Annotated in this window: 30 protein-coding genes; 23 read left to right on the top strand and 7 right to left on the bottom strand. The window is 56.6% G+C overall.

The window, feature by feature from the left end; all coding sequences use genetic code 11:
• The first annotated feature begins 96 nt into the window (after nt 1-96).
• The 5 genes from E5201_RS05370 (at nt 97) to E5201_RS05350 (ending at nt 4448) form a co-directional block, all read left to right on the top strand.
• Nucleotides 97-654 (top strand): DUF805 domain-containing protein, encoded by a 558-nt coding sequence (locus tag E5201_RS05370; RefSeq protein WP_181404548.1) that lies wholly within the window; start codon nt 97-99, stop codon nt 652-654.
• Nucleotides 655-715: 61 nt separating this feature from the next.
• Nucleotides 716-1318 (top strand): DUF805 domain-containing protein, encoded by a 603-nt coding sequence (locus E5201_RS05365; protein WP_140984977.1) that lies wholly within the window; start codon nt 716-718, stop codon nt 1316-1318.
• Between the two features lie 18 nt (nt 1319-1336).
• Nucleotides 1337-1978 carry a ribonuclease HII gene (locus E5201_RS05360; RefSeq protein ID WP_140984976.1) on the top strand — a complete coding sequence of 214 codons (642 nt, stop codon included), beginning with the start codon at nt 1337-1339 and terminating at the stop codon, nt 1976-1978.
• A 319-nt stretch (nt 1979-2297) separates the two neighbouring features.
• Nucleotides 2298-3413: a site-specific DNA-methyltransferase gene (locus E5201_RS05355; RefSeq protein ID WP_140984975.1), complete on the top strand. Its 1116-nt coding sequence runs from the start codon at nt 2298-2300 to the stop codon at nt 3411-3413.
• A gap of 60 nt (nt 3414-3473) precedes the next feature.
• Nucleotides 3474-4448, top strand: a complete 975-nt coding sequence (locus E5201_RS05350) for a hypothetical protein (protein ID WP_140984974.1) — start codon at nt 3474-3476, stop codon at nt 4446-4448.
• A 4-nt stretch (nt 4449-4452) separates the two neighbouring features.
• Here E5201_RS05350 and mutY read toward each other — a convergent pair whose 3' ends face one another.
• Nucleotides 4453-5541 (bottom strand): A/G-specific adenine glycosylase, encoded by a 1089-nt coding sequence (gene mutY / locus E5201_RS05345; protein WP_140984973.1) that lies wholly within the window; start codon nt 5539-5541, stop codon nt 4453-4455.
• Between mutY and E5201_RS05340 the strand changes: the two genes are divergently transcribed.
• The 9 genes from E5201_RS05340 to E5201_RS05300 all read left to right on the top strand — a co-directional run bounded on the left by E5201_RS05340 (nt 5540) and on the right by E5201_RS05300 (nt 13783).
• The gene (locus E5201_RS05340) at nt 5540-6076 is read left to right on the top strand and encodes a DUF721 domain-containing protein (RefSeq protein WP_140984972.1); all 537 of its coding nucleotides are present in this window, start codon (nt 5540-5542) and stop codon (nt 6074-6076) included. The genes mutY and E5201_RS05340 overlap by 2 nt on opposite strands.
• Nucleotides 6077-6173: 97 nt before the next feature.
• On the top strand, nt 6174-6809 hold the full coding sequence (locus tag E5201_RS05335; protein ID WP_140984971.1) for a DsbA family protein: 636 nt from the start codon (nt 6174-6176) through the stop codon (nt 6807-6809).
• Nucleotides 6810-6811: 2 nt separating this feature from the next.
• Entirely contained in the window at nt 6812-7477 is a 666-nt protein-coding gene (locus tag E5201_RS05330; protein ID WP_140984970.1) for a thioredoxin domain-containing protein, read from the top strand.
• Nucleotides 7478-7491: 14 nt separating this feature from the next.
• Nucleotides 7492-10959, top strand: coding sequence for a chromosome segregation protein SMC (gene smc, locus E5201_RS05325; RefSeq protein WP_140984969.1), 3468 nt, complete (start codon nt 7492-7494; stop codon nt 10957-10959).
• Between the two features lie 147 nt (nt 10960-11106).
• Nucleotides 11107-11433 (top strand): AtpZ/AtpI family protein, encoded by a 327-nt coding sequence (locus E5201_RS05320; RefSeq protein WP_140984968.1) that lies wholly within the window; start codon nt 11107-11109, stop codon nt 11431-11433.
• Between the two features lie 53 nt (nt 11434-11486).
• A complete protein-coding gene (locus tag E5201_RS05315) occupies nt 11487-12248 on the top strand; it encodes a F0F1 ATP synthase subunit A (RefSeq protein WP_140984967.1) in 762 nt (253 codons plus the stop codon).
• Between the two features lie 43 nt (nt 12249-12291).
• Nucleotides 12292-12516, top strand: a complete 225-nt coding sequence (locus E5201_RS05310) for a F0F1 ATP synthase subunit C (protein WP_140984966.1) — start codon at nt 12292-12294, stop codon at nt 12514-12516.
• A 118-nt stretch (nt 12517-12634) separates the two neighbouring features.
• On the top strand, nt 12635-13288 hold the full coding sequence (locus tag E5201_RS05305) for a F0F1 ATP synthase subunit B family protein (protein WP_140984965.1): 654 nt from the start codon (nt 12635-12637) through the stop codon (nt 13286-13288).
• A 9-nt stretch (nt 13289-13297) separates the two neighbouring features.
• Entirely contained in the window at nt 13298-13783 is a 486-nt protein-coding gene (locus E5201_RS05300; RefSeq protein WP_140984964.1) for a F0F1 ATP synthase subunit B family protein, read from the top strand.
• A gap of 71 nt (nt 13784-13854) precedes the next feature.
• Here the strand turns inward: E5201_RS05300 and E5201_RS05295 are convergent, their stop codons facing one another.
• Entirely contained in the window at nt 13855-14934 is a 1080-nt protein-coding gene (locus E5201_RS05295) for a 5-(carboxyamino)imidazole ribonucleotide synthase (RefSeq protein WP_140984963.1), read from the bottom strand.
• A 3-nt stretch (nt 14935-14937) separates the two neighbouring features.
• Nucleotides 14938-15450, bottom strand: a complete 513-nt coding sequence (gene purE / locus E5201_RS05290; protein ID WP_140984962.1) for a 5-(carboxyamino)imidazole ribonucleotide mutase — start codon at nt 15448-15450, stop codon at nt 14938-14940.
• Nucleotides 15451-15624: 174 nt separating this feature from the next.
• Between purE and E5201_RS05285 the strand changes: the two genes are divergently transcribed.
• Nucleotides 15625-16272, top strand: a complete 648-nt coding sequence (locus tag E5201_RS05285; RefSeq protein ID WP_246050406.1) for a GGDEF domain-containing protein — start codon at nt 15625-15627, stop codon at nt 16270-16272.
• Here the strand turns inward: E5201_RS05285 and E5201_RS05280 are convergent, their stop codons facing one another.
• A complete protein-coding gene (locus tag E5201_RS05280) occupies nt 16273-17433 on the bottom strand; it encodes a deoxyguanosinetriphosphate triphosphohydrolase (protein ID WP_140984960.1) in 1161 nt (386 codons plus the stop codon).
• A gap of 122 nt (nt 17434-17555) precedes the next feature.
• On the opposite strand from E5201_RS05280, the gene E5201_RS05275 reads away from it, so the two are divergent.
• The 6 genes from E5201_RS05275 to E5201_RS05250 all read left to right on the top strand — a co-directional run bounded on the left by E5201_RS05275 (nt 17556) and on the right by E5201_RS05250 (nt 21076).
• Nucleotides 17556-17882 carry a HesB/IscA family protein gene (locus E5201_RS05275; RefSeq protein WP_140984959.1) on the top strand — a complete coding sequence of 109 codons (327 nt, stop codon included), beginning with the start codon at nt 17556-17558 and terminating at the stop codon, nt 17880-17882.
• A gap of 9 nt (nt 17883-17891) precedes the next feature.
• The gene (gene xth, locus E5201_RS05270; RefSeq protein ID WP_140984958.1) at nt 17892-18689 is read left to right on the top strand and encodes an exodeoxyribonuclease III; all 798 of its coding nucleotides are present in this window, start codon (nt 17892-17894) and stop codon (nt 18687-18689) included.
• A gap of 55 nt (nt 18690-18744) precedes the next feature.
• Nucleotides 18745-19317 (top strand): hypothetical protein, encoded by a 573-nt coding sequence (locus E5201_RS05265; RefSeq protein WP_140984957.1) that lies wholly within the window; start codon nt 18745-18747, stop codon nt 19315-19317.
• 81 nt (nt 19318-19398) lie between these two features.
• Complete coding sequence (locus E5201_RS05260; protein ID WP_246050405.1) at nt 19399-20070, top strand: hypothetical protein; 672 nt, start codon at nt 19399-19401, stop codon at nt 20068-20070.
• Nucleotides 20071-20077: 7 nt separating this feature from the next.
• Nucleotides 20078-20764, top strand: coding sequence for an NnrU family protein (locus tag E5201_RS05255; RefSeq protein WP_140984955.1), 687 nt, complete (start codon nt 20078-20080; stop codon nt 20762-20764).
• Nucleotides 20765-20887: 123 nt separating this feature from the next.
• Nucleotides 20888-21076 (top strand): hypothetical protein, encoded by a 189-nt coding sequence (locus E5201_RS05250; RefSeq protein ID WP_140984954.1) that lies wholly within the window; start codon nt 20888-20890, stop codon nt 21074-21076.
• On the opposite strand, the gene E5201_RS05245 is transcribed toward E5201_RS05250, so the two are convergent.
• A complete protein-coding gene (locus E5201_RS05245) occupies nt 21067-22011 on the bottom strand; it encodes a Gfo/Idh/MocA family protein (RefSeq protein ID WP_140984953.1) in 945 nt (314 codons plus the stop codon). The two genes, E5201_RS05250 and E5201_RS05245, sit on opposite strands and share 10 nt — an antisense overlap.
• 176 nt (nt 22012-22187) lie before the next feature.
• Here E5201_RS05245 and E5201_RS05240 point away from each other — a divergent pair, with 176 nt between their 5' ends.
• Entirely contained in the window at nt 22188-23093 is a 906-nt protein-coding gene (locus E5201_RS05240) for a cobalamin biosynthesis protein CbiG (protein WP_140984952.1), read from the top strand.
• A complete protein-coding gene (locus E5201_RS05235) occupies nt 23090-23419 on the top strand; it encodes a YnfA family protein (protein WP_140984951.1) in 330 nt (109 codons plus the stop codon). The genes E5201_RS05240 and E5201_RS05235 overlap by 4 nt, the downstream gene beginning before the upstream one ends.
• Here E5201_RS05235 and E5201_RS05230 read toward each other — a convergent pair.
• Together E5201_RS05230 and E5201_RS05225 are read right to left on the bottom strand one after the other, a co-directional pair.
• Nucleotides 23412-24770, bottom strand: a complete 1359-nt coding sequence (locus E5201_RS05230) for an MATE family efflux transporter (RefSeq protein ID WP_140984950.1) — start codon at nt 24768-24770, stop codon at nt 23412-23414. The two genes, E5201_RS05235 and E5201_RS05230, sit on opposite strands and share 8 nt — an antisense overlap.
• A gap of 42 nt (nt 24771-24812) precedes the next feature.
• Nucleotides 24813-25172: a hypothetical protein gene (locus E5201_RS05225; RefSeq protein ID WP_140984949.1), complete on the bottom strand. Its 360-nt coding sequence runs from the start codon at nt 25170-25172 to the stop codon at nt 24813-24815.
• Nucleotides 25173-25258 lie beyond the last annotated feature (86 nt).

Here is a 25258-nt window from a genome sequence, read left to right as displayed (position 1 = left end):
TTCAATTGTCCCAAGGTTTCAATTGTCCCAAGGGTTTCATTTGTCAATGATGCGGCCTGTCTATATGGTCAGGCTGTTACACCATTGAGGATTCCCATGACCGACCTGAGTCTCGCCATTCAGCCGCTGAAAAAATATTTCGATTTCAAAGGCCGCGCACGACGCACCGAATACTGGCTGTTCTTCGCTCTTCAGGTCGCAATCAGTGTCGTTTTCAACCTGTTTCAGGCCGCAGGCGGGGCCACCGCAGGCATCGCTACAGGTTTAGGGATGCTTGTCTCGCTCGGGCTTCTGATCCCTTCGCTGGCCGTCGGCGTGCGCCGCTTCCATGACACTGGCCGCACCGGCTGGTGGATTATCTTTTATCCGGTTGTCTATATCATCAGTGTGTTTGCCTTCGCCTTCACTCATCCGCATCTGGCCGAAGGTCTGGCAGGCCTTGACCCCAGCACCCTGGAATCCGGTGATCCCGAAGCCCTTACAGCCTTTTTCAATATTCTCGGCCCTCAGGCAATTCTCTGGGTCGTGCTGCCGACATGGATCGCCAGCCTTGTGACCTTTGTGTTCCACGTTCAGGACGGGCAGCCTCAGCCCAACAAATTCGGTGACGACCCCAAAGGCCGCGGCGTCACCAGCAACGAATATATTTTCTAGCCCCCTTGCGTCCCAAAGCGGCCTCATTTACCCCTGTCTGACCATCAGGGAGGGGAAATTCATGTCATTACAACTTATGTTCCAGCCGCTGCGTAAGTATGCGGATTTTCACGGTCGCGCCCGCAGGACTGAGTACTGGTTGTTTATGCTGTTTCAATTTATGCTGCTCGGAATCATTCAGGCCATTCTGATGGTGTCCGTATTTTCAAACTTTGCCGCTATCGATATGACATCGGATACGCCTCCTGATTTTGCAGGTCTGACCGGATTAATGCTTATTGGCAATCTGGCTAATCTGGCGTCATTGGCATTTTTAATCCCAAATCTGGCCGTCGGTGTGCGCCGCCTGCACGACACCAACCGCACAGGCTGGTGGTTAGTCATGCCGACGGGCGTATTGATAGCGGGCTTTACCTTGTTTTTGATTCTCAATGCCGCCACAATTGGTGAAATATTCCGTGCAGAAAACCCGCCTCAGGAGGCTTTCTTTTCGATTATCGGACAAGCCATTTTATTGATCTGGCTGCCAGCTGTTATTGCCGGTCTGGTGGTGTTTGTGTTCACGGTTCTGGAAGGCACAAAAGGCCCCAACAAATACGGCCCTGATCCAAAAGCGCCCGCAGCGCCTCCATCACCTGCTTTCGAAGCTGACGCCCCCGCCTGAATCGGCTAAGACACATACATGCCTGATTTTTCGATTGAATCCGCTTTGATCGGCCCTATATGCGGCGTAGATGAGGCCGGTCGCGGCCCCTGCGCCGGCCCCCTGTGCGTCGCCGCAGTTATACTCGACCGCGACAACCTGCCCGAAGGTATAGGCGATTCCAAAAAATTGACGGAAAAACAGCGCTTTGCCCTTGAACCGCTGATCAAACAAAGCGCTCTGGCCTGGTCGGTCGTGGAAATATCCCCCGCCGACATCGACCGCATGAATATCTTTGCCGCCACCATGTCCGGCATGTCACGCGCGGTGGAAACCCTGTCGCTTAACGCCGCCCATGCCCTGATCGATGGCAACAAATGCCCGCCCATGTCGATACCGGCCCATGCCATCGTCAAGGGGGATGACAAATCCCTGTCGATTGCCGCCGCGTCTATTCTGGCGAAAACCGCCCGCGACCGCATCATGATCGACATGGATATCCATTATCCGGTCTATGGTTTCAAAAAGCATAAGGGTTATCAGGCGGCCGCGCACATCGAAGCCATCCGCCTCCACGGCCCCTCGCCCATCCACCGCATGTCATGGGCGACGGTTAAAAACGTCCTAGCCCCTTCATACTCCCCCATCAGAGATGGGGGAGATGTCACAGCGAAGCTGTGACAGAGGGGCAGCAGGGTCGCGGACCCTGCACCCGTTAGACCCGAGGTGCGGGACTTCTGACATCTCCCGCTCACCTCTCCTCCCTATGCGTCAGCATGGGGAGGTGGCTGGCCAGAGGCCAGGCGGAGGGGTATCCTTCCTTAGCCAAAAGAACAAAACGAATCCAAAAGTGAGTCTTTTTCGACTCACCCCGATTAAAATGCACCAGCCGATTCGCACCGAGTCAAGTTTTTACCTTTTGTTAACCGCTAAAGATTCTATTCCTTAGGATTCAGCGCCTTACTCTTTTGAGGCTAACCGCTTATCCCAAGGATCGACCATGACCCGTCCGGTTTCCACCAAGTCCGTTGTCAATTCAACCGCGCTTGAACTGGATACGATTCTGATCGGCGAATGCGTCGAAAAGCTGAAAACCCTGCCGGACAAATCGGTTGATCTCGTCTTTGCCGATCCACCCTACAACCTGCAACTCGGCGGTGATCTGCTGCGCCCCGATAACTCAAAGGTCGATGCGGTTGACGACGAATGGGATCAGTTCGCTTCATTTGAAGCCTATGACAAATTCACCCGTGAATGGCTCAAGGAATGTCAGCGCGTCCTCAAAGACGACGGCGCCATTTGGGTCATCGGCTCCTACCACAACATTTTCCGCCTTGGGGTAGCCATTCAGGATCTGGGCTTCTGGGTGATGAACGATGTCATCTGGCGCAAATCCAACCCGATGCCAAATTTCAAGGGCACACGCTTTACAAATGCCCACGAAACCCTGATCTGGGCCACCAAGGGCAAGGGCCAGAAGCGCTATACCTTCAATTACGATGCCCTCAAGGCGTTTAACGAAGACACCCAGATGCGTTCAGACTGGACGATCCCCCTGTGCACCGGCGAAGAACGCCTGAAAGACACCAACGGCGACAAGGTACATCCGACTCAAAAACCCGAAGCCCTGCTCTATCGTGTGCTGCTGGCCAGCACCAAGCCGGGCTATGTCGTGCTTGACCCCTTCTTCGGCACCGGCACCACAGGCGCTGCCGCCAAGCGTCTGGGCCGTCACTTCATCGGCATCGAACGCGATCAGACCTACGCCAAGGCCGCTCTTGAGCGCATCTCCAAAGTCGTTCGCGCCAATGAATCCGACCTCAAGGTCATGGGCTCGAAAAAAGCCGAACCCCGTGTACCTTTCGGTGCACTGGTCGAAGCTGGCCTCCTGCAACCGGGCGACACGCTTTATTGCCCCAAGGGTCAGAAAACCGCCCGCGTCCGCGCTGATGGCTCATTGGTACATGGCGAACTAAGCGGCTCGATCCATAAGCTGGGCGCCATGCTGGAGCAGGCCCCGGCTTGCAACGGCTGGACCTACTGGCGCTTCAAATCCGATGCGGGTTTGAAACCCATCGATGACCTGCGCTCACGCATCCGCGCCGACATGAACTGAGACTTGATTTCCCCCTTAGATATATGCTCATAGACGGCATATACTTAAGGGGGAAATTCCATGACAGGTTTCATTTTCGACAACCGCGCTAATGGCGCAATGGCTATCATTCTGGGTCTTTTGCTGTCCTTCAGCCCAATAGCAGGCGTAAGTTTACCCAAAGCGCAGGCCCAGACGCGCCCTCCCGTAACCTACACCCCACCGACACGCCCCTTACCCCCTCCCAATTCACGCACCAGAACGGACGCCTCTGGTCGCACGACCTTCAACCGCCCGCCCGCTGCCTTAAAGGCAGGCAATCTGAAAGTTATACAAAAATGGGCGACACAGGCGGATGCGGCATGCGAAGTCATTAGCGAAACACAAAACAAAAACGATACCGTCATCCGCGACGGAAAACCTCTGCCCGGTCAAATTTACGAAGTCGCCTGCCACAACACGCGCGGCTACATTCTGTTGATCAAAGGCTCAAAACTATCCGAAGCCATCCCCTGCCACATAAGCTGGGAAATGCGTGGCCAGAACCCCAAATCCTACGCCTGCCGTATTCTGGCCAACCGCTATTCCCCTGACTGGATCAGCGATCGGGCCAATGCCAAATTACCAGACTGCAGCCCGGTTGACGCCTTATGGATCAGTGGTTTTGGCAAGGACACCAGTATCATCGAAATCCATTGCGCCAACGGTCTGGGGGGCGTCCTGTCCTTCCCCTCCCGACGCGACACCTCCGATTCTCAGGTGACCCTGATTTCCTGCCTTAAACTTCTGGACACTGAGGCCAAATGTCAGAACACCAATGCCACACAGGCGGCAAAGACCTTCGGTGCAGTATTCGCCGACAAACTACCGGCCTGTACGATCAATAATGGCCGCTTTATCGGTGCGAATGCCACGGTCGAATTTTACGAAATCGGCTGCGCCGACGCTCCGGCGTTTATTCTGGCCACCTCTGGCACCGGCCAGTTCCTTGATCTTCTTGGTTGCGAAAAAGCCGCCAATGTCGGTGGCTGCCAGTTTAGCCCAACGCGAAACTGAGCGCTTAGGCCATATCGATAAATTTCAAAGCCTTGCCGAAAACCGTCGGCAGGGCTTTTTTATCGCTCCACGTCAATAGTTGATACTTATTGTGCTGTCGCAAATATTCGGTCATTTCGGTCACGGAAAGACAACGCACCAACACCTCCTGCCTAAGGGTGAAGTGGGTAAAAACATGGGTGTAATTTCCGGCACAAATTTCGCCGTTTTTTGCCGAAATTCCCTCATTTTCCCCTATGCGCCCCCACGGCTCCACCCGCCACTCCAGATGCGGCAAACCAAGCATCCCCCCCAGCAATCCTTTGTCGGGGCGACGCTCGACCACCACCCCTTCCTCCGAATAAACCACAAAGACAACCCCGTGCCGTACAGGCTTCGGCACCTTCACCGCCTTGACCGGATAGGCCTCCGGTCGCCCTTCCACAAACGCCTGACACCCTGAATTTAAAGGACATTTTTCACAAAGAGGTGACTTTGGCCGGCAAACCAGGCTGGCCATATCCATCAAAGCCTGCGGCCAGTCCCTTGCCCGTTCCGGCCTGACCCAAAGCGCCGCCAGACGCCGCAATTCCGGCCGCGCCTCAGGTACTGCGGTTTTTACCGCATAGAACCGGCTCATGATGCGCTCAACATTACCATCGACCACATTGGCCGCTTCACCAAAGGCAAACGCCATCACCGCCGCCGCTGTATAGGGGCCAAAACCCGGCAATTTCAGCAACTTACTTTCATCTTCTGGGAAAGCACCTTCATAATCAGAAACCACTATCCGCGCACATTTCAGCAGGTTTCTGGCCCGTGAGTAATAACCAAGTCCGGCCCATTCCGCCATGACCTGCGCATCTTCTGCGGCGGCTAAATCCCTGACCGTCGGCCACAACTGTGTAAACTTTTCAAAATAGGGCGCGGCATGGGGCACCGTTGTCTGCTGAAGCATGACTTCGGACAGCCAGACCTTATAAGCATCAGATTTTTCTTGAGATTCAGGCCCAACACGCCAGGGCAGCACCCGCGCATGCGCATCGTACCACGCCAAAAGGCGCTGACGGAAAACCGAGACATCATCCGCCGAAGCCGCTATAGTCATATCCATGAAACGCGACCTGCCGTCCCTTGAAGAAGCCGTACACATCTTACGCTCAACGCGTACCCGTCGTGCGCCAAAACCGCCACCGCCGGTTAACCGACAGATAGCGCCCCTTTTGAAATCGCTCAATGAGAGATTTGAAGCCTATGACACTGGCGCAGGCCGCCTCAAAAGCCGCTGGCCTGAGATCGTCGGCGAAACCGTTGCCCGCCTGAGCGAACCGGCCAAAATCATCAAGGGCAAGGCCGGCACCCTGGAACTTAAGGTCGAAGGGGCCTATGCCGCTGCCATCCAGCACCAGAGCCAGCCCATCATAGACCGCGTCAACCTGTTTCTGGGGGCAGGCACCATCAGCCGTCTGCGTATCGTTCAGGGGCCGGTGACCAAGGCCAAAACCACAACCGCACCACAACCCCTTAAACCGCTTCCTGCCGCCGAAGACCTGAAACTTCAGCAAAGTCTGAGCGATATAAGCGATGAGAAACTGAAACGCGAGCTTCTGAAACTGGGACGCGCGGTTTTACAAAAAGGTAAATCCTAGAACGCCTTACCGCGGGCTGTAATCACTTGCCAAACGCCCCGATATGGCTCTAGGAATGAGACCCAAGGATTCCGCCACAAAACACAAGAGGCCCCTCATGACCCTGACTCGCAAAACCCTTGTCAAAAGCGCATTGGCGACTGGCCTTCTGCTCGCGGGGCTTGGACTCGCTGCCTGTGGCAACAAGGCCGCAAATATCGGTGCCGATGACATGAGCATGGGTCCGGCAGACGCCAAAGTGACCCTGATCGAATATGCCTCGGTCACCTGCGTGCATTGCGCGACCTTCAATGAAAAGGTCTTTCCGGCCATCAAGGAAAAATACATTGATACCGGCAAGGTACGCTACGTATATCGTGAATTTCTGACTGGCCCGGCCGATGTCTCCGCTGCGGGTGTACTGGTTGCCCGCTGCGCCGGTAAAGATAAGTATTTTCAGGTAATTGACGCGGTGATGCGTTCTCAGAACGAAATCTTCACTTCGGGCGATTCCAAAGGCGTTCTGATGCGCATTGCCTCATCGGCAGGCCTGTCGGAAGAGCAGTTCACGCAATGCGTAAACGACCCCGAAGGCGTAAAGCGCATCAATGACAATATGGAAACCTACGTCAAAACCTATAACATTACCGGTACGCCGTCGTTCTTCATCAACGATAAGAAATACGAAGGTGATATTACTGATCCCAATGCGCTCGGGGCTGCGCTTGATGCCGCCCTGGCCGAGGCGAAATAAGCATGAACCTCTCGGTCCGGCATAGCCGCAAACTCGGAGCGCTGGTCATAGCTGGCGCCATCATCAGTGTCGCGGCGACCCTGGCCTTTCAGGTTTTTGCCGACACGAAGCCGGTTCTGATTTCGCCTTCCAAAGGCTCGGATAAGGCACCGGTTACCCTGATCGAATATGGCTCTGTGACCTGTAGCCATTGTGCCAACTGGCATAAGACGGGCCTGCCCACCATTGAGAAAAAATATATCCGCACCGGTCAGGTCAGATATGTCTTCCGCGAAGTAGCCACCTCGCCGGCCCCGATTGCCTTTGGCGTCTATCTGATCGGTCATTGTGCGGCCAATAAAAAGACCCTGTTCGGCACAGGCGGGCAAAAGGCCTACTTCACTGTGATCGACGGCTTTTTTGCCAATTACGACAAGGTCATGGAGACAGGTGACGCCCAGCCAACGCTGAAATCTCTGGCCAAAAAGGCGGGCCTGTCCACGGCCGAATACGATGCCTGCCTTAAGGATGAAGCCCTGCTTGAGGCCATTTCATCACGTATGCAAAACCGTATGGAAGCCGATGATGTCAAAGGCACACCGTCGTTTTTCGTCAATGGCAAACGCGTCAGCGGCCATGGCCTGAAGGACGTCGAAGCGGCCATACAAACCGCACAAAAAGCGCAATAGACGTCAGGTGCGGTTTGCAGTTTCAACGGCTGAAACTTTCAGGCTTTAAATCCTTTGTTGAGGCCACGGAATTTCGCATTGAACCCGGCCTGACGGGCATTGTCGGGCCGAACGGTTGCGGCAAATCGAACCTCCTCGAGGCTCTGCGCTGGGTCATGGGCGCTACCTCTGCCAAGGCTATGCGCGGCGCGGGCATGGACGATGTGATCTTCGCCGGATCGGACAAACGTCCGCCGCGCAGCCACGCCGAAGTTACCCTCACGATTGACAACAGCTCCCGTCTGGCCCCACAGCCGTTCACTGATCAGCCTGTGCTCGACATTGCGCGGCGCATAGATCGCGGTCAGGGGTCAACCTATCGCGTTAATGGCAAGGAAGTCAGGGCGCGCGACGTTCAGCTTCTGTTTGCCGACGCTTCGACCGGCGCCAATTCTCCGGCTCTGGTGCGTCAGGGGCAGATTTCCGAACTGATTGCCGCCAAACCGCAAAACCGCCGCCGCGTGCTTGAAGAAGCCGCAGGCGTCTCAGGCCTGCATACCCGCCGCCACGAAGCCGAACTGCGCCTCAGGGCAGCGGAAACCAACATGTCGCGTCTGGACGACATATCCCGCGAACTCGATTCGGCCCTGTCGCGCCTGAAACGTGAAGCCCGTCAGGCCGATAAATACAAGAAAATATCGGCAGAAATCCGTGCCTTGCAAAGGGCAATCTGGCACGCCAAATGGCTTGAGGCCATTACCGCTTTTCAGGCCGCCAATGCCGATATGCAGGCACGATCCCTTCAGGTTGAACAAACCGCCAGTGCCGTGGCTCAGGCACAGGTCACAGCGCTAAAAGCCGCAGAAGCCATCGGCCCCTTGCGTGAGGAAGAAGCGGTTGCCGCCACCCTCACCCATCGCCTGAACATTGAAAAAGAACGCCTGGACCTTGAGGCACAACAGGCACAGATTGAGATCGAACGCCTGAAAAGCGATCTGCGTCGGCAACAAACCGACCATGCCCGCGAGCTTGAACTGGCCGAAGACGGCAAAAGCCAGATCGCCCGCCTGACCGATATGCTTGAGCGTGTGCGTGAAGACATCAAAGACGCCCCATCGCGCGAACCGGAACTGAAGGCCGCCGTGCTGATTGCCGAGGGCGAACGCGTCGAAGCCGATCAGCGCATCGAAGAACTGGCGGCGGAACTGGCGGCCCTGACCGAGCGTCAGCGCCTTGAAAGTACACGCCTGAAAGAAGCTCAGTCACGTTTTGAGCGTCTGCTGGCCCAGTCCAATCAGGCCGAGCGCGACAAGCAGGCCCTGGGCCTGTTCGACCACAGCGCTCTTAGAACGCTTCAGGACGCCACGCTTACCGCTCAGACCACCCTCGATGCCGCCCGCGAACAGGCCGAGACGCTGGAAAGCGAACGCCCAACGCACGTCAATGCAGAGGCGCAGGCGCGTAAGACGGTGCGTGATATCGAAGACCGGCTGGGGCGTCTGACGGCTGAGTCACGCGGATTGGCCCAGATACTCAACACCAATGCCCATAAGGCGTCGAAGCCTGTGCTCGATACGGTGCGCGCCGATAAGGGCTATGAGCTGGCGCTCGCCGCCGCGCTCGGGGATGATCTCAATCTCAGCCTGTCGAAACGCAGCGCACAGGACTCACTTGCCTTCTGGAGTGAGGACTTTGCCTCCGAAGCCACCCTGACCGACCTGAAAAATCTGGGCGTCAGGCCGCTGGCGGAGGTCGTCACCGCTCCCCCTGCCCTTGCCCTGCGCCTTAAAGCCATCGGCATTGTCGATCAGGCACAGGGCGATGACCTGCAATCACGCCTGCCTGCGGGCGCACGCCTTGTGTCCATCGAAGGCGATCTGTGGCGCTGGGACGGCCTGATTGTCCGCGCCAGGGCCCCAAAGCCCGCCGCCATACGCTTGTCGCAACGCACGCGCTTTGAGGAGCTGGAAAACGAGATTGATGGCCTGAAACCGCAACTGACGGACGCGCAGACACGGTTGACGGAGGCCACCAACCGTCTGAAAGACTATGAAGACCGCCTGCGTCAGGCCCGTCAGAAACTGCCGGAACTTGAGCGCGATCTGCGGCTTAAGGTGAGCCAGTCCGAAGAAAGACAACGCGCCAAGGCCCAGCATGAGGTGCGCCTCGAAGGCCTTGAGGCGACGCTTAAACGGCTTGGGGACGAATTGCGTGAGGCCAAGACCACCTATGAACAACTGGCGGACGCGCAATCGACACCGGAAAACCTGTCGGAACTGAATGATACCCTGATCACCGCCCGTCAGCAGGCGCAGGAAAAGCGTCAGGCCGTCCTGTCAGCACGCTCCGCACTGGATGAAGACAATCGCAACCGTACCGCCCGCGAAGGGCGCGAACGTAACCTCAGCCGCGACCTCAACGACTGGACGCGCCGCCACGCAGACTCAGGGGCACGGGTGGCAAAGCTGTTGGCTGAGCAGGAACAGACGGCTTCATTGCTGCAAAAAGCCGAAGCCGCACCGGATAGCTTTGAAACCCGACGTCTGCAACTCGTTGATTCGCTGCATCAGGCTGAAACGCGCCTCAATGCCGCGCGTGAAGCCCTAAGTCAGGCCGAGCAGGCCAAACGAGACGCCGATCAGGCCGAGAAAGCCTCCGAACAGGCGGCGTCTCAGGCGCGTGAGCATCGCGCTACGGCTCTGGCCCGCCTTGAGGCCGCGACCACTAAAAAGGACGAGATCACCAGCCTCATTGCTGATCAGACGGGCGATACGCCTGAAACGCTCGGTCATAAGCTTAAGGAAGAGGCCATCGCGACCCCTGCCGATGCGGCAGGTGCCGAATCACTGCTCTCAGGCCTTGAGCGCGAACGCGATCAACTGGGGGCCGTGAACCTCAGGGCCGAGGAAGAGGCCAGCGAATATCAGGAGCGCCTTGAAAACATAAGCCGTGAGCGCATTGACCTGACGACCGCCATCGGCAAACTACGAGACGGGATTGATGAACTGAATGCCGAAGGGCGTGAGCGGCTTCTGGCAGCCTTTGAGGTCATCAACGCCCATTTCAAGACCCTGTTTGTTGCCCTGTTCGGCGGCGGCTCTGCGGAATTGCGGCTGGTCGAATCAGACGATCCGCTTGAGGCAGGCCTTGAAATCTATGCCTGCCCCCCCGGAAAGCGGCTTTCGACCATGAGCCTGATGTCCGGTGGCGAACAGGCCCTGACGGCTACGGCCCTGATTTTCGGGGTATTTCTGGCCAATCCCGCACCCGTTTGCGTGCTCGATGAAGTCGATGCACCGCTCGATGATGCCAATGTCGATCGCTATTGCCGACTGCTGGCGGAAATGCGTACCCGCACCCAGACGCGCTTCATTGCCATCACCCACAACCCTGTAACCATGGCGCGGATGGACAGATTATTCGGTGTGACCATGGCAGAACGCGGCGTATCACAGCTGGTCAGCGTTGATTTATCTCAGGCCGAAGCGTTGGTCAGTGAATAGAAACCGCTGAACAGACTTTATAATTCAAATAGATCAACTTTCTGTCATTGCGTTGCTTGACCTTTTAACGCACTACGATTAGGTTCCGCGCCGTTCGAAACAGGGTAGCGGCCTCAAAACCGTTCACCTGCCTGCAAAGTTCTGAACATGACACATGACCCCGATCAGCAAGACTCCGAACTGGAGAAGCTTGAGGATATCGACCGGAAACTTAAGGCCATTGAGGCCCGTAAATCCGCGAAGACATCTTCTCATGCTGAAAATGAAGTGGGCGCCGGTAAGGGCTATCAGGCTCTGGGCGAACTTCTTGGGGGGATATTTGTCGGTCTGGGGCTTGGGTGGCTAAGCGATACCTATCTGAACACCGGCCCTTTCGGCGTGATTGTCGGAACCATCGGCGGGATGATTATCGGGGTCTATCTGGTTGCCAAAAGCGCCAATGGCCATAGTCGTCAGGATTCGAAAAAAGATTAAGGCCGCTATTTGTGCGGTTTCTAGTGCTTAAATATAGATGAGGTTGAGGGCTTATGGCCGATCCGTTGCACCAGTTCCAGATTCAAAAAGTCGTGGAACTTCCGGCGTTTGAAGTTGCGGGTATCCCTGTTGACCTGTCAATTACCAACTCGGTTCTGGCGATGATGTTCGCTGTCGCCGCTGTAATTGTTTTCTTTTCGCTTTCCACCGCCCGCGCTGGGATCATTCCCGGTCGCGGACAGGTGATGGCCGAGGGCCTGTTCAAACTGGTAGACGACCTGACCGAGTCCATTATTGGTCATGACGGTCGCGCCTTCTTTCCGTTCGTCTTCACTCTGTTTCTGTTTGTCCTGAGCTGTAACCTTATCGGGATGACCACCTATTTCACGGCGACGTCACAGCTGGCGGTCACCCTTACCCTTGCACTTCTGACTATCGGTACAGTGATCGTGGTTGGCGTACTGCGCAACGGTCTGGGCTTCTTTAAGCTGTTCTGCCCATCGGGCGTGCCTCTGCCAATCCTGCCGATCCTCATCCCGATTGAAATCATTTCGTTCCTGATGCGTCCGATCACCCTTACCCTGCGTCTGTTCGGGAACATGGTTGGCGGTCACATCGTTATGAAAGTCTTTGCAGGCTTCATCGTGTCTCTGGCGTCTCTGGGCTTTCTGGGGTATCTCGGCGGCTTCGTGTCTCTGTTTGCGGTCGTAGCCCTTACCGCGCTCGAATTCCTTGTCGCCTACCTTCAAGCTTTCGTGTTCGCGGTTCTGACGTGCGTTTACCTCAATGACGTGGTCAATCTTCACGACCACTAATTATCTAATACTGTCTTTCTGATCCCTACTTCTGGAGTTTAAAATGGATCTCACGGCTTACAAGTTTATCGGTGCTGGTCTGGCTATGCTCGGTATGATCGGCGCTGGCGTCGGTCTCGGCATCCTGTTCGGCAACTTCTTTCAGGGTGCTATGCGCAACCCTTCGGCTGCAAAGTCGCAACAAACCAACCTCTTCATCGGCATGGCGCTGACCGAAGCTCTGGGCATTCTGGCGTTCGTTATCGCCATCATGATCCTGAACGGCTAATTCAGCCTTTTGCCTGAATTTAACGGCGGGTCAGGCTTGAAATATCAGTCTGATCCGCCCGTTTGTTACAGACCCTGACTTCGCAAATCCTGTTTTGCGGATCATAAAGGATCACTCCATGAGCGTTACCTCAAGTTCTGAGGCACCGGTGACCACGGTCGCTACGCTTGAGCCAATTGTTACCGCACCGGCTTCGGCTGAAGCGGCTCATGATGCGGCTCATGCGGACAGTCACGCCGCGACAGCCCACACCGAAGAAGTCCACGGTCACGGCGATGCACACGCATCGGGCGGCCTCCCACAGTTCCAGATGGAACACTGGGCCGGTCAGATGATCTGGCTGGTTATCCTGTTCGGTATTCTGTTCCTGCTGATTGCCAAGGTATTTGCCCCGCGTCTGCGCAAGGTCATTGATAATCGTGGCTCGACCATTGCCGAAGATCTGGCCAATGCCCGCGCTATCCGTGATGAGGCTGAGGCTCAGGCCAAGGCCGCGGCGGCTGAAACCGCTCAGGCTCAGGCCGCTGCACGCAAACTGGCGTCTGACGCAAAGTCAAAGGCTGCGGCTGAACTGGCTGCCGCTCAGGCGGCCGAAGATGCCCGTCTGAACGCGGTTCTGGCCGAGTCCGAAGCCCGTATCCGTACGGCCCGTGACGAAGCTCTGTCGCATGTCGCAGAAATTGCGACTGACACCGCTTCAGCTCTGGTTGAAAAGCTGACCGGTAAGGCCCCGACCAAGGCCGCCCTGTCCGCAGCCGTGAAAAAAGCGTAGGAGACACCGATGTTTGAAAATCCCGAAACCTGGGTACGCATCGGTATCCTTTCGTTCTTCGCACTTCTGTTTGTTCTGAAGGTTCCGCAAAACCTGTGGAAATCCCTCGGGGCTACAGGCGATGCCGTACGTGCCGAACTTGATGAAGCCGTGCGCATCCGTCAGGAAGCGCAAGGTCTTCTGAACAGCATCAAGGCCCAGCGCCTTGAGGCCGAACAAAAGGCCAAGGAACTGGTGGCGTTTGCTGAAGACGAAGCCAAGCGTCTGGCAACCGAAGCTCAGGCTAATCTTGAGGAGTCGATCAAACGCCGTCAGGCTCAGGCCGAGGCCAAGATTGCTCAGGCCGAAGCCCGCGCCGCTTCGGACGTTAAGGCCGCTGCGGCGGATCTGGCAACCCAGATCGCCGAAGATGTTCTAGCCAAGCGTGCCGCCAGCCTGAAAGGCGACACTCAGGTTGATGCCGCTATCAGCCAGATTGGCAAGCGCTTCGCCTGACAGGCATACGCCCAATAAAAAACCCTCCGGTTCTGCCGGAGGGTTTTTTATTGGGCGTATGCCTGCACATACTACAAAGTCGATTTGATACGGTTGATATGGCCCATCTTGCGGCCTTCGCGCGGCTCGTCCTTACCGTAGATATAGAGACGTGAATCCGCCTCCTGAGACAGGGCCTCCCACGCCAGAATGTCCGGCCCCAGAAGGTTTGTCATCTCAACCTGAAAACGGGCCATCGTATCGCCCAAAGGCCAGCCAGCAACCGCCCGAATATGCTGTTCGAACTGGTCACACAGGCACCCGTCCTGCGTCCAGTGGCCGGTATTGTGTACGCGTGGCGCAATTTCATTGAGGATCAGCTGGTCGCCCTCAAGCACAAACAGCTCGACCCCCAGCACGCCGACATAATCAAGCCCTTCCAGCACACGTCGGGCAATATCTTCGGCGCGGCCTTTCAGGGTCTCTGACACCTCAGCCGGTGCCAGTGTCGTCGACAGAATACCCTTAATGTGATGGTTTTCACCGACCGGATAGACGCGTACCTCGCCGTCATATCCCCGGGCAGCAATCACTGAAATTTCACGCTGGAAATCAGCCCTGGCCTCAAGAATAGCAGCGCGGCCGTTCAGGCTGCTGAAAGCCGCTTCGGCCTCGGACACATCCCTGATCCACACCTGCCCCTTGCCGTCATAGCCTTCACGGCGGGTTTTCAGCAAAGCGGGCACACCGTTTTCAGCTAGCGCCGCCTCAAGATCGGACAGGCTGTTGATTTCATAGAAATCGACCGTGCCTATCCCTGCCTCACGGGCAAAGCTTTTTTCGAGCACGCGATCCTGAGTGATCCCCAGCGCCCGCGCATTGGGGGCGACCCGTGCGCCCTTCCCCACCAGATATTCCAGCGAAGATACAGGGACGTTTTCGAATTCAAAGGTAATTACATCACAGGCGGCGGCAAAACGATTCAGCGCTTCCTGATCCGTATAGCGGGCCACCTTGGACACCGCCGACACATTGGCCGCCGGTGACATGGCGTCAGGGCCATAGACCACGACATTGAACCCTAGACGGGACGCAGCCTGAGACAACATACGGCCCAACTGGCCATCACCCAGAATGCCTATTTTCGAACCTAACGGAAGCGGAGCCGTCAAAACCTAATCCTCAACACTATCGGGAACACCATCGGTCTGCGCCGCCCTTAAGGCCTCGACACGCGACATCAATTCGGGATCGTTCAGCGCCAGTATCTGCGCCGCCAGTAGACCGGCATTTTTCGCGCCCGCCTCACCTACCGCCAGCGTACCGACCGGCACACCGCCCGGCATCTGGACAATCGACAAAAGGGAATCGATGCCTTTCAGGCCATCACGTACCGGCACAGGCACGCCCAGCACCGGCAAAGGCGTCAGGGATGCCGTCATGCCCGGCAAATGCGCTGCACCGCCCGCACCGGCAATAATGACCTCAAAGCCATTATCTTTTGCCGATTTGGCAAATTCGACCATACGCTCAGGGGTACGGTGCGCCGAGACGACACGGGCCTCATAGGCAACCTGAAGACTATCCAGTGCTTCAGCGGCTTTTTTCATGACCGGCCAGTCCGACCGCGATCCCATAATGATCGCGACTTTCGGTTTTGCGGCCGGATTTGCGGCTAAAGACCCCATGATTCGCACCCTTGTATGTGGACAAAGCGAAAAGACGGCGTAGTAAAGCCATATAGGCTTAACGGCAAGCCTAAATCAGTCTGCAAAAGAATCCGTTACGCCAGCAGTGAATCAGTTCATGAATCACGCAGAACGGCTTTATTCACTCTGTGTTTGCGGAATCCGGCTCGCCTCATGAACCTCAGTCGCCACGTCCTTACACTTATGGATACGCCCAAAGATACTGAGGCGCAGACGGGTGACGCCTGGCCATTTGCGGCACGCGCCCTGATCGACAGCCTGTTGCGTGAAAATGCCAACCTCAGGACTGAGATCAAAAAGCTTAACGAACGTATCGAACTGGCCGAGCAGACGGCCTCACAGGATGTGCTGACGCCGACCCTTAACCGGCGGGCCTTTGTGCATGAAATGACCCGCGCCATGGCCGATTGCAGACGGTATGGCGAGGAGGCGTCGCTGATCTTTCTCGATATGGATGGCTTCAAGGCGGTTAACGACACCTATGGCCATGCCGCCGGTGACGCCGCCCTGATTTATGTCGCGGAAACCCTTAAGTCCAATATCCGCGAAGGCGACAGTGTCGGGCGCATTGGTGGCGATGAATTTGCCGTGCTGCTGCGCCATGCCGATGCCGATATTGCCCGCGCCAAGGCGGGTAAGCTTGAGGCCGAGCTTGAAATCGGCACGTTTGCGCATGGCGGGCTTTACCTGAAGATCGGCGGATCGTTCGGTGTGCGGGCCTATGAAAACCACCACAGCGCCGAAGCCTGGCTGGCCGAAGCCGATGCCGCCATGTTCCTCGTGAAGAAATCTTCTCGCTGATTATATAGAAAACAGGCTGCGGTGCTGCTCGATGGCATAGGCATCCGTCATGCCCGCAATGTAATCACAGATCACCCGCGCACGTCCGGTTTCATTATCGCGGGCCTGTAACCGGCCATACCAGTTAGGCGGCAGCACCTGTGGCTCACTACGATAAAGCTCGAACAACTGATTGAGAATGCGCCGTGCATGGGAACGTGAGCGATTGACCTGCCAGTGCTTGTACATCCGGGCATGCAAAAACAGTCGCAACTGCTTCAGGCCGCGCTGTGTCTCACCTGAAAAGGCCACCATCTGGCGTTTGGCGCGCCTGACGTCTTCGGCGGTTTCAATGCCGTCTTCGGTAATGCGCCGCAGGGTTTCATCATAGACATCGACAATCATATCACCAATGACACGCCGCACCGCCTCAAGCCGCCACATGCGTTTGTCCATCAGCGGCCAGTCAGCCTTAACCGCCTTAAGCGCGGGGCCGATCAGTGGCACCTCAAGCAGGTCTTCGATATCAAACAGGCCTGCCCGCAAACCATCATCAACATCATGGTTGTTATAGGCAATGTCGTCGGCAATGGCAGCAATCTGCGCCTCAAGCGAGGCATAGGTGTCAGGCCGCAAATCCCAATCGGCGGTGAAATCACTAATCGCCTTCCATGACGGCTTATCCAGCCGGTTGGCCACCGGCCCGTTATGCTTGACTATGCCCTCAAGGGTTTCCCACGTCAGGTTAAGCCCTTCAAAGGCTGGATAGCGGTGCTCGATGCGCGTAACGACCCGAAACGCCTGTACGTTATGATCAAACCCGCCCCACGGCTTCATCAGCACATGCAGTTCGTCCTCACCGGCATGACCAAAGGGCGGATGGCCCATATCATGCGCCAGAGCAATGGTTTCGGTCAGGTCTTCATCCACCTTAAGGCTATGAGCCAGCGAACGGGCGACCTGCGCCACCTCAAGCGAATGGGTCAGGCGATTACGGAAATAGTCGCCTTCATTAGCCACAAACACCTGTGTCTTTCCCTTTAGGCGGCGAAAGGCGGTCGAATGGATGATCCGGTCACGATCCCGCGCAAACGGTGTGCGCGTATGGCTTTCGCGCTCCTCATGCAGGCGCCCCCGGGAGGCGGCAGCGTTTTCAGCGTAAGGGTTCAGAAGCTGGGTCATGGATCGAAAACGGCTCAGGTGACAGGGTATTGAAGGCGGCTATACCGCAATATTTGCATTTGATTTAAAAATAAGCCGATTCCCCTCTAAAAACCTGCGCGCTCATGGATTATATTGCCTGCATGACCGATATCAGCCTCTCCCGCGCCGCCGCCCGTCAGATCAATCACCTGAGTGATGAGGCTGGCCACACGATTATGCTCCGCGTTGCCGTGGACGGTGGCGGCTGCTCCGGCTTTCAGTACACTCTTGATCTGGTCGAAGTCTCAGAACCTGAAGACACCCTCATCGAGCTGGATGGCGCGAAGGCGCTTGTGGATGAGGTCTCCGTGCCCTTCCTGAGCGGTTCAATTATCGACTATGTCGACGAACTGGCCGGTTCGCAGTTCAAGATACTGAACCCTAACGCCAAAACCTCCTGTGGCTGTGGCGTCAGTTTTTCGATATAAGTCCGCTTCATGAAAATCTTTACGTTCAACGTCAATTCGGTCAATGCCCGTTTGCCGGTCATTCTTGACTGGTTCCGCGAAGCCGAACCCGATGTCTGCGCCCTGCAGGAACTTAAGTGCATCGACGAGAAGTTCCCTTACGAAGCGTTTGAATCGCTTGGGTATAATGTCGCTGTACACGGCCAGAAAACCTATAACGGCGTAGCACTTCTGTCGAAATACCCCTTGAGTGAAGTGACCAAAGGGCTTGCGGGCGAAGACGAAGACGACCATGCCCGCTACATAGAGGCGCTGGTCGAAGCCCCTGTGCCGGTTCGGGTGGCGTCTGTCTATCTGCCGAACGGCAATCCGGTGGGCACCGAGAAATATGCCTACAAACAGCGCTGGTATAAACGCCTGCAAGACCGTGCGAAGGCGCTTTTGGCATTAGAGGAACTGACCGTCCTCAGCGGGGACTTCAACACTATTCCGGCGGCTGAGGATTGCTATCGGGAATCGGTCTGGCTTGATGACGCGCTCTATCAGCCGGAAATCCGTGCCGCTTACCGTACCTTGAAAAACCTCGGCTATACCGATGCGTTTGATGCCATGCCCTGCGCTGACAATCGTTATACCTACTGGGATTATCAGGCCGGTGCCTGGCAAAAAAACGAAGGCATCCGCATCGACCATCACCTCCTGTCGCCACAGGCGGCCGACCGGCTAAGGGGTGTTGAAATCCACAAACATGTACGTGGCTCTCAGCACGAAAGCGCCAAGCCGTCCGACCATGTGCCGATCGGGGTCGATTTACATACCGAAAATTAACACCCGCGCCGTAAGGTTTGATTAAGCATATCTTTTTCAAGGCATTTGAGTACGGATGGAACAGGCGGCGCGCGTCGTATTATGGTTTGTCTTTGCTGGCGTCGTTTTGCTGGCGGTGACATCGACGCTGTTGTGGTGGTTTGAAAACATCCGCAGATTAACGCGGGGCCTGACCGGTGCGCTGGGTAAGCCCGCCGACGCCACCGTTTATGATGTCTATGCGCAAAAAGCCGCCGGGCTTGATTTTACCCACGGCGATCTGGCGATTTTGTGGAACACAGGCCGCAACGGTCTGGTCTTCGCCTTTGACGAGATCGACGGAGCGGAACTGATTGTCGATGAGCGTGTAGTCGCCCGTGCGCAAAAAGGCGAACCACGTCGGGTACTGGAGGAAACCTACCCCAATGCCTCGCAGGTGGTATTGCGCCTGCTGTTTTCGGACATGCGCACACCTGAGTTTGAACTGCACCTCTATGGCGACCTGCCAAGCGGCAATGTGCAGCCCAAAACCGCGACCGAAGCCGTGCAACTGGGGCGTAAATGGCTGTCGCACATTGATGCCGTGATCAAACGCCAGCCTGCCAGCCGCGCAGATCCCGAATACGCCCCCGAAGACGCTTCCGCCTGAATTCCCCTTAACTCTTTCCTGCATTTATGGTTAAGATAAGGCTGCACTTGTGATGGGGGGAATTGTCAGGTGGATCCGTTCATGCCGACATTGATCATACTTACGGCGGCAGGACTGGCGATTTTGCTGATCATCTATCGCATCTGGGATTCCCGCGTTGAGGCCCCGCGCAAGCTTGAAGATGAAATCAGCGATGCCCTTGAGGGGCGACGTCCTGATGTCGAATCCATAGAACCCGTGCGCGCGGCTGCGGCGGCCTTAAGCTATTACAGCAACAAGATCGTCATCGTGCGCAATTTCGGAAAGACCCCGACCAGGGTTTATCCGATACGCGACCTCATCGGCATTGAGGTCTTTGTCGACGATAAGGTTGTCGCCCGTATATTGCGCTCAGGCCCGCACAAGATGTTTGACGACATCGCCCCTCAGGTGACGCGCGTCACCATCCGGCTGGTCTTCAGCGATCCGGCCCATCCGGATTTTGAGCTGCCCCTGTGGGACCCACAGGATGCGCTCACCGCCCGCGCCGAAGGGCCTCGGCGGGCTATGGAGACGGCACGACGCTGGTTTTACCATGTCGAGGCGATTATCCGCCGCCCCCTCGATGAAATCGTCAAGGAAATCGAACCGCAACCGGTTGTACTGGCGGCCCCAGCCCCGTCCATAACGCAAAGCCCCTCGCCCTCACCGGCAAAGCCTGCTAAGACCGACGAAGGCGATATATTAAACGCCCCGATCATCCCTTATCTGTAAGTTTCCCATGCTTTTACTGGCTTTAGCCTGCGCTTTCTTTCTGTTTCTGCATCTGTTTGTGGCCGGTACATCCGTCAAGGCACGGATCATCGCCCGCATAAGCGCCCCTGCCTATTTTGCGCTCTATGGTCTGGCCTCATTGTTTGGCCTGATCTGGATATTTTTTGCCTATTTTGGTGCCATGGGTGACCCGCTGAATGCCCAGCTTTGGCACGCGCCCTACTGGCTTAAGATCGTCGCCCTGCTGGTTAATTTCCTGGCCATACAACTTATTGTGGTCGGCACCTTAAGCCCGTCGCCCGTGCGCCTGAAAGCCAATGCCGTACAGCCGGACAAGCCCATCAGCGGCATTATCCGTGTGACCCGTCATCCGGTTCTGGCGGGCCTGAGCCTGCTGGCTTTCATGCATATGATCTGTAATGGCAATCTGGCGTCATGGGTCTTTTTCGGCACCGTTCTGGCTCTGAGCTATCTCGGGTCCTACAATCTCGACCTGCGCCGCGAAGACCGTTTGGGCGATCACTATCGCACCATCCTGAAACACACGTCTTTCCTGCCCTTTGTTGCCATAATACAGGGCCGCACGCGGTTTGAATTTCTCGAACTGGGGCTCCTCAGACTGCTGGTCGGGACGTCGCTTTTCGCCGTTTTAGTGACCTTGCATGAACTTCTGTTCTTGCGTCAGGCGCTTTAAGCGCATTTTTTTGCCTGAGGCACAGGCTTGCCTGAAAGTAACCGTTGAAATTATCCCCACAGTCTGAATAATTCAGACCACCGCTGGCGGGAGCGGACAGGTGTGATCGGGCATTGGGGGCACATGAAACCGACAGCTGAAACCTTATTGCTGTTTTTCATATCGGCAGCACTGGTTATGGCCAGTCTGATCGGCCACTTCCGCCTGTTTGATGCGACGGCGGTCGATGTCATGACCCATTACAAATATCCGCTGATGGGTGTGGGCTATGGAATCCTGAGCCTGAGCCTCATCCTCAGGGATCAGCCCTGAGGCGCCACCGCCGCATCCACCATTAACGCCAGCTCCAGCGCCAGAAGCGCCTCATCGCCACCGGCCAGCGGACGCCCGCCCTCACCCCGCACAGCGCTCAGGAAACGCCCGACACTGGTACCCAGCGGATCACGGGCAATATCAGCCTCAGCAAAATCCGGATTAAGCGCAAACGGCGTGTGGTTTTCGAATTTGCGGTTGAGCATATCGATGAACACTTCACCGGACGGGTAAATAAGCTTCATCGTGCGTTCGCGCGCTTCGGCCATGCGTGAGGCTGAGAAGCTGGCACTAAAACCATCGCCAAATTCGACCTCAGCCTTAAGTTCATCCGCCCCCACGGCCTTATAACCTTCGTCCTGACGGTAGCGCGCGGTGGCGGTCACCGCCTCTGCCTGCCTGCCCGCCAGTGTAAGGCCCAGATCAAGATCATGGATCATCAGATCAAGCCCCACCGACACATCGAGATTACGCGTCGAGGCCGTGCCATTTCGTACCGCCTCAAGGCGGATCGGACGCTCAGGCACATCATAAAGGCCCATGGCTTCAAACACCGCCCGCTCCTGATGGCCACAAGCCAGAACGAGTCCCTTTTCCGCCGCCAGAGCGACCATGGCCTGACCGTCCTCAAGGCTTATGGCCAACGGCTTCTCGACATAGACATGGACGCCCGCCTCAAGCGCCTTAAGCACCACGCCGGCATGTGCAAAGGCCGGAACCGCTACGGTCAGTACATCGATCTGCGAAACAAATTCGCCCCACTGATCCCCGGAAAAGGCTTGCGTGCCGACATTTGCCGCCGCTGTTTCGGCGCGGGCGGTATCAAGATCATAGATGCCCACGAAGGTTATGGCGTCAGCCTGTTTATACTTGTTGGCATGATAGCCGCCAAATACCCCAGCGCCTGCAACACCTGCGCGCAACACCTTTGTCATATCGTCCTCATGAGTCGGGTCTGATTACCGTGAGCCGTTTTACACAGCTTTCCCAAAAACTTTAAAACAGAAATTGATAAAAACCGGCGCTTATCCATAAACGGGCTTTAAACAGCGCATGGTTTCGGGATACAACCGCGCCGGATTATTCTAACTCAGACTGGAGCCTGTGCGCTGTGTCCCGCTTGTTCGGAGCCTATGTGATTGTTGACTGGAGTGCCGCCGAAGGTAAGAAAACCGGCGAGTCCTCCGTTTGGATTGGTGTGGCCAAACGCGATGTTCGTTTCCGCCTGACCTATGAGGCGCATAATCCGGCCACGCGTGCCGAGGCCGTCACCCTTCTGAAAACGATCCTTGCCGACCTGCATAAGCGCGGTGACCGCATTTTCCTGGGCTTTACCTTTGCGCTGGGCTTCCCGCGCGGCACCGCCTCAGCCCTGAAACTCGAAGGCACCCCTTGGGAAGCCATGCGCGATTTCGTGCTGAAAAATATTGTCGATAAGGCGGACAATACCAACAACCGCTTTGCCGTTGCGGCCAAATTCAACCGCCTGACGACCGATGAGGCCTGGCCGTTCTGGGGCGCGCCCAAGTCACAGGCCCAGAAATGGCTCTCGACGCTTAAGCCCGACAGTTTCGGCAACTTCCCCGAACTGCGCCTGACGGATGAAGCCACCCACCACCTGCCCAAACTGGCACAGGCCAGGAGCCTGTGGCAGATGCACGGGGCCGGTGTCGCGGGCGGACAAACCTTCTTAGGCCTTCCCGCCGTTAAGGCTATCAAGGATACACTTGGCGACAAGGCGAAAATCTGGCCATTTGAAACCGGCTTTGGCGCATTGAATGACGCCGCACTTGAGGGCATCAATACAGTCATCGCCGAGGTACATCCGCCGATGTTCTCAGGCACGCCCGAACCGCTTGAGGTCAAGGACGCCACTCAGGTACGCCTGACCGCCACGGCCTTTGCCGAACGCGACGACAAGGGTGAGCTTGGGGCTCTGTTTGCGGCCCCCAAAGCCCTGTCAGAAGCCGACCTGAATACGGTTCAGACCGAAGAAGGCTGGATACTCGGTCTATGAAAACCCTGATCATATATGTGCTGGCGGCCTTAAGCGAAATTGCGGGCTGCTATAGCGTCTATATGATCCTCAGGCTGCAAAAGACGCCGCTGTGGCTGATACCGGCGGCGATCTTTTTGATGCTGTTCGCTTATTTGCTGACGCTGACCGATACAGATACGGCGGGCCGGACCTATGCCGCCTATGGGGCCATCTATATTGCCGCCTCCATTACATGGATGTGGCTGGTCGAAAAGCAGCGCCCCGATACCTGGGATATGGGTGGGTTGTTACTGTGCTTGATTGGCGCGGGTGTTATCCTGTGGGCACCCCGCGCCGTTATATGACCGCCTTGATCGGACGCTTATCAAGCCAGAAAAACCGCCCGACGAGGAAGGTGCCAGACATCAGGCTGGCGACAATCACCGCATAGATCAGGCCGGGCACACCGTGCTTAAAGGTTATGGCAAACAGCCACCCCAGCGGCATCATGATCAGGCCGTAGGAAATGTAATGGATGACGGTCGGCATGACGACATCCTTACGCGCCCGAAGCGCCTGAGCCGCCACAACCTGAAGCCCATCCGGCAGGAAAAACAGACACGACAGCAAGAGCGCCGCCTGAACCCCCGCAATGAGCGCCACATCATCGGTATAGAACCGCGCCAGTGCCCCTGCCCCGATCACCACCCCTAAGGTCACCATGATCATAAAGGCCGCTGCGGTCATAAAGCTCACGCGTCCCATCATCCTGATAGCCTGAGGATCACGCGCCCCAAAGGCCCGTCCGACCAGCACCGAACAGCCCACGGCTACGCCCATCGGCACCATGAACACCAGTCCGGCAAAATTGAGCACAATCGCCCACTGCGCTACCTCGACCTCCCCCAGACGACCGGCAAAGAAGGTCATGGCCGCAAAGGCCCCGACCTCGATGAAATAAGACGCCCCTGCCGCGTAACCAATCCGGCGCTGATCGACCGCCGCAGGTTTATCGGCAGGATGTTTTTTGAAAATACCATATTCACGCGCCTGAGGCAGGCGGGCGACATAGATCAACATGGCGACCATCATCATGGCCCGCGCAATCAGGGTGGCTATGGCCGCCCCCACAGCGCCATGTATCGGTTCAATATGACCCGGCACCAGCAGAAACAGCAGCGCGACATTGACGACATTGGCCCCCATCATGATGAACATGCTCTGACGCGTGCGCCCAAGGGCTTCAAGGAACTCTGAGCAGCCTATAGACACCATATAGAAGGGCATGGACAGGGCAAAGATCATCAGCGGCACGGTCGCACCCGCCGCAAGGGTTTCGGTGACGCTGGCACGGAAAAGCGGCGGCGCAAACAACATCATCAGAACCATTGAGCCAACACCCAAACCCAGCGCATAGCCCATGCCGCGCCGGAACACCGCCCCGATACGGTGGGTTTCCCCTGCCCCCAGATAGTGTGAGGTCTTGACCTGAAGTCCCACCAGAAGCCCGATGGACGTCACCAGAAATACACTGGTCGGTGCCCAGGCCATCGAATGAAACCCAAGCTCAACCGAGCTATAGTGACCGACAATCACCGTATCCATCAGGCCCATCAGCATGATGCCAAAACGCGCAATCACCACCGGCCAGGCTAGGGTGAACAGCGCACGGAAGGCAGAACCATAGGTCGAGGCAAGGGGCACAGATACGGACATGTGCGCCCTGTACCTCAGTCCGGCCCAAAGGTCTATCTGTGATCACTTATGGCGCGATGAAGCTTTTTTGTCAGGCCGCAAACCGACGGCGCGGGCCGAGTCCTTAAGCTGATCGGCAATCAGGCCTTCGTCTTCGGGACGAAGCTTGCCGTCATCAAAAATACGCGCAATGACATCGCGATATTCACGATAGTGACGCAGTTCATAGGCCGCCGCCATCTTATCGGCCTGACTGGCGTCTTCACGGCTCAGGTCACGCATGATCTGGTAAAACCGCTGGTAGCGTTCGTGGCGTCTGCGCTCAAGCGTCGTCTCGATATAGACGCTACCCGCCCACGCAAGCACAATCAGGGGCAGAACCAGAAGCCCCCATCCGATCATGTCCTGAACACTTACCAGCATATGTCACCTTACCAGAGGAAGCCTCAGTTTACGCACTTCACGCCGAAAACTAAAGACATTCTCCTGAGGCGGTATTATGGCTCAGG

The sequence above is a fragment of the Asticcacaulis tiandongensis genome (assembly GCF_006475605.1).
Taxonomy (GTDB): domain Bacteria; phylum Pseudomonadota; class Alphaproteobacteria; order Caulobacterales; family Caulobacteraceae; genus Asticcacaulis; species Asticcacaulis tiandongensis.
Note: the sequence above shows the minus strand (reverse complement) of the source record. Positions and strands in the feature narration are given on the sequence as shown.